Source organism: Dehalococcoidia bacterium (genome assembly GCA_041653995.1).
Lineage (GTDB): Bacteria > Chloroflexota > Dehalococcoidia > GIF9 > UBA5629 > CAIMUM01.
Window position 1 is genome coordinate 1 of sequence record JBAZEK010000055.1, and the last position, 3,349, is coordinate 3,349.

The window sequence follows — 3,349 nt, forward strand, 5'->3', positions numbered from 1 at the left end:
GACCTTTTCCCAGGCGAATACTAACCCTTGACTTTGAGTATATTTAGAGCATAATATAGTTCAACCGGAGGTGAATATGAGTGACAACGGTAAAAATGCCGCTTTAACTGTGGGTGCTGGGTTGGCCGGTTACGGACTCGGCAAAATGGGCAGTAAAGTAGAGGCTTCCAGCGCACCAGATAACGAAATAGTCCAGCTTCTGCGTGATATAAGAGACGGAATCGCCAATATACAGTTCCCTGAATCAGGCGGCGGTAGCACTCCGGCAGTAAGCGTCAATATTCCACAGCTTAAAAATTTTAATACGATTCTTTCATTTACGTGCTATACCACTGGCGCACTGGTTGCCAAACAGCTTCCACGATATACTGTGCCTGACAACGTGGAATTGGTAATCAAAGCTCTTCCCACCAATCTGGGTTATATCTTTGTCAGCAATTCCGAATCCAATGCGCAGGAACCCAACCAATCTTACTGGCTGATAGCCAATGAAGGTATAGGCTACAAAGTTGACTATGCCGACTCCATCTGGATTGCCAGCACGGTTGCCACAGAAGGCGTTGTATGCACAGTAGAGCAGAGGGGGGGATAATATGGCTACTTCTTATGGTGCCACTCCGGTTCTGCGCCTGAAACGCTCGACTCAATCGGGCGAAAAGGCCATGACTGCCGCCTGGCAAACTGTCTACGAAGAGACTGCCAGTGATGCTTTCCTGATGTGGAATGGGATTATCGACCTGTCAGAAATGCAGGCAGGTGACATTATCAATATACGGTTTTCCCATAAGTCCTTTGCGGATGGCGACTTCGTTGTTTACGACCAGGCTGCCTACAAGGATGCCCAGCCTACCGAGCACAAGAAAATCAAGATAGGCGACATCGCCAGCACACATGGCGCAAGAATTGAAATGCAACAGACCGCCGGTGTACTGCGTGACATATACTGCGAATTCTATGATGCAAAGAGGTTAGGTGCAGGGTAACACGCCAGAACCGGTAGAAATGCCGAGTCAGTGCAAGATTAAGTCCACTAGATGGCGCAGTATAGCTGTTTGGTGGGCTTTTATTTTGGAGGAATAAGATGGCTTTAGATTTACTGGGCAGAATACTACAGATAATGTCAAAGGACGGTAACCTTACCTTTGACCGTACTACCGACTCACTTGAAGCGATAAGCGACTCTCTGGGCGATGTGGCCGGACTAGCTTACTATGGGGTTGTTACGGCTGTGCCCGCTGCCAACCAGTTTACGGTAGACGGACTATCTGGCTATGGTGAAACTGCCTTTGTTGGCTGGACTTCCTTTATCTTCTGGGATGCCGGTGGAGGTGGAGCTGCCCCACAGGGCGAATCACAGATAGTTACAGCCTATGTTACAGCTACAGGCACGTTTACCGCACCAGCCTATACCGCACCAGTAGCAGTTGGTGACAAGGTAATCCTTCTTCACCCCCTTGTTGCCACCATAACCGAAATCTATCCTGATGGCGCAGTCTGGTTCGACGAATTCTCGGGCATAACCGGTACCGCCTACCCTTACGGCACGCCTGAATTTCCGGTAAACTCCGAAGCCGATGCCAGGACTATAGCCATAGCCAATAACCTTAACAAGATAGCCATAGCCGGTGAATTTATCGTACCGGCAGCCATGGAAGGGTACGCTTTCATCGGTACTGGTCGTTACAATGCCGATGATACCGTCAATTTCAACGGGCAGGATGTTGATAGCTGTTCTTTCCATCGTTGCAGCATTACCGGAGCTAACGGCGGCACCGGTATGATAACAACCTACGATGGCTTCCTGGTTAATCCAACCAATCTGGCCGGTGCTTTCTTCCGAGGCCTTATCCAGGCCTGCACCATACAAGCGGGTGCCACCGCCGTTGATTTCCATAACTGTGCTGGATGGCAGGGCAGCGCTACTATCACCGTCGGAACACCTAATCCGCTCAATGTCTTTGAATGGACCGGTTCCTTGATACTCGATGCCCAGACCGGCGGCGTAACCAATGTTTACCTGTCCGGCGGTAGCGTTACCATAAATGTCACCTGCGTAGGCGGCGCTATCAACCTTTACGGCGTTGGCAATATCACCGATAACTCTGGCGGTGCTACCGTCAACGACTACACCCTCAACACCGCTCTCGGGCTGCGTGACGTGGCCGCCGGTGCCGGAATCGTGGATACTACCACCAATGCCCTCGCCTACCTGAAACAGGTAGCCAAACAGTCCATGAACCTGCTGGCTGACGTAACCACCTACACCGATGCCAATAACTTCGCCAGTACCGACCTTGTGGGCTACGAGAACGATTTCTTTGTCGGCTGGTATGTATTCGTAGCTCGGGACGACGGCGGGGCTTCTGCCGCTCCCCAGGGCGAGTACCGGCTTATCACTGATTACGTCAGTGCCACCGGCACCATAACCCACAACGCCTTCAGTGCTATCCTTGCCGTTGGCGACCAGGTAATGCTTATCCACCCGATGCTTTACGAAATTCTGACCATCCGTGGCGGGGCTGAAACGCTGGAAAGCCTCGACGATGAACTCGATGCCATGCTCGACCTGGCTGAAGAGCCGACCAATTCTGTTACCTGTGATGGTACTACCCAAACCATATACGAGCGAACCGGTGAGAGCCATCCGTTCTATTTCGCCGGTGGTTATATAGACTTTACCGGTGCCAATTTCGGCGCTGGCGAAGATACGACAATTACTGTAGATGTACGTGTGGATGGAACGAACTACAGAACCATATATACAGAAACATTCTTGGCGGCAGCTCTGCCCTCGCCCGTGGCAGTTCCCTTTCCCCGTGATGCCAATACCGATGTCCAACCAAAGGGCTTCTACTCCAAACAGGACGTGAAGGTTACCATTACCCAGGCAGCAGTCGGCGCTGGCTGGAATACTTTGCCGTATCGCATAATTGATGGAGTCCGAGGTAGCTAATGGCACAGCTAGGTGACGGCGGACAGCACGAGCTTTACGAACACAACCACGGTTCCCAGTTCGTAAGGCCGACAGGCGCAGTTCCGATAGTATTGACTGCCGGAGCCGCCTGGACGCTGGGCGATTTCAGCGCCGATATAATAGCGGCTGCCGATATAACAAATCCTTTTGACCTGCACTGGGCGGAATTAAGCGGTCCGGATACCAATGCCAGCTATGAAATAGTGCTTTACTACGGCGCTGCGGATACCGAATACTGCCGGTGCGCCTTTACCAGGACAGGGGTCTTCACCAGCTCCATCACGGTACCGTTACAGGGTCCGATAATACCGGCAGGCAGCCGGATAAGAGCCAAGCTGATGTCCGACCAGGCTGGGGTTACGGTTGGAATAACTA

General features: G+C 51.9%; 4 protein-coding genes. All 4 read left to right on the forward strand.

Translation table 11 applies throughout. The annotated features are described in order from the left end of the window. The first annotated feature begins 76 nt into the window (after positions 1-76). On the forward strand, positions 77-592 hold the full coding sequence (locus WC359_15240) for a hypothetical protein (protein MFA5401805.1): 516 nt from the start codon (positions 77-79) through the stop codon (positions 590-592). 1 nt (position 593) lies between these two features. Then, positions 594-983 (forward strand): hypothetical protein, encoded by a 390-nt coding sequence (locus tag WC359_15245; protein ID MFA5401806.1) that lies wholly within the window; start codon positions 594-596, stop codon positions 981-983. Between the two features lie 98 nt (positions 984-1,081). After that, a complete protein-coding gene (locus WC359_15250; protein ID MFA5401807.1) occupies positions 1,082-2,953 on the forward strand; it encodes a hypothetical protein in 1,872 nt (623 codons plus the stop codon). Beyond that, the coding region (locus WC359_15255) for a hypothetical protein (protein MFA5401808.1) at positions 2,953-3,349 on the forward strand (397 nt) is incomplete at its 3' end. The genes WC359_15250 and WC359_15255, both read left to right, overlap by 1 nt.